Annotated in this window: 1 protein-coding gene; it reads left to right on the top strand. The window is 36.4% G+C overall.

Annotated features, from left to right (window positions below):
* Positions 1-897 (top strand): hypothetical protein (locus CWB72_RS20170; RefSeq protein WP_212747916.1); only part of this gene is annotated, 897 nt, incomplete at its 5' end.
* Positions 898-1,014 lie beyond the last annotated feature (117 nt).

Below are 1,014 nucleotides of genomic sequence, written 5' to 3'. Positions count from 1 at the left end.
GAGTCCATCTCATTCGTTATGCACTTAAGGAAAGTAATGCGTAGTCTTCTTGTTTTAGTATCCATATTTTTTACTGTATGTGTAAATGCAAAAGTAACTTTAGAGTCATCATGGGATGGTGACTTTTATAAATACATTCCCACTCAAAAGCCTAAAAATATAATGGTTATTGCTCACGGAATGCTTTCAAAAACGGATAATGCTTCCGACGTGGCAAAAAAGTATATTACTCGGTGGGTACCATATGCAGATAAATATGGATTATTGTTAATTGCTCCCGTATTTGATACTGCTCGTTTTGGAAACTTAGGCGGAGGGTATGGTGGATACCGAAATTTATTTGGTAAAAACACTTCAGCAGATCAATTCGTTAACAGTGTTGTAGATCGTTATTCTAATTATACAAGTTCACGTAGTAACCGCTTTTATCTCTATGGGCATTCCGCTGGAGGCCAATTTGTTAATAGGTACATTGTAACTCATCCTGATAGAGTTATTCGTTCCGTAATAAGTGCAGCAGGTCGATATAGTTACCCTACTAAATCAACCAAGTGGCCTTATGGTGCAGGTGATTTATCTAAAACTATAAAGTGGAAAGATGGGACACAACAAAGAGTCTATATTTCAAAACACTTAAAAAATTATGCCATGGCTTCAAAGAATGTATCGATTGTTATAGGCAGTAAAGATATTAAAGCTCAACCTAAAAGGCCAGCTCATATTGGTAATAATCGTATTGAAATTGCACACAATTGGGCTAGAGCGATGAATGAAAATGCTAAAAAATATGGAATCAAAGGTAGTGTGAATGTAAAAATAATTCCGAATATTGGCCATAGTTCATCTGAGTTAACACCATATTGCGCGAAAACCTTATTTAGCTCCGACGGTGCATAACAAATCAATCAAGTACGGACTAAAAAAGCTTGGCTTAGTTCGTACCTCACTAAGTTTAGCCAAGCTTTTTTAGCCGCTTATTGCGGCGTTAGGCTAAGGACTTACCCATAAAAAGTA

Origin of the sequence: Pseudoalteromonas phenolica (genome assembly GCF_005886345.1) — a bacterium.
Taxonomy (GTDB): Bacteria; Pseudomonadota; Gammaproteobacteria; order Enterobacterales; family Alteromonadaceae; genus Pseudoalteromonas; species Pseudoalteromonas phenolica_A.
The sequence above is the reverse complement of the archived record's forward strand: the minus strand, read 5'-3'. Positions and strand labels throughout refer to the sequence as shown.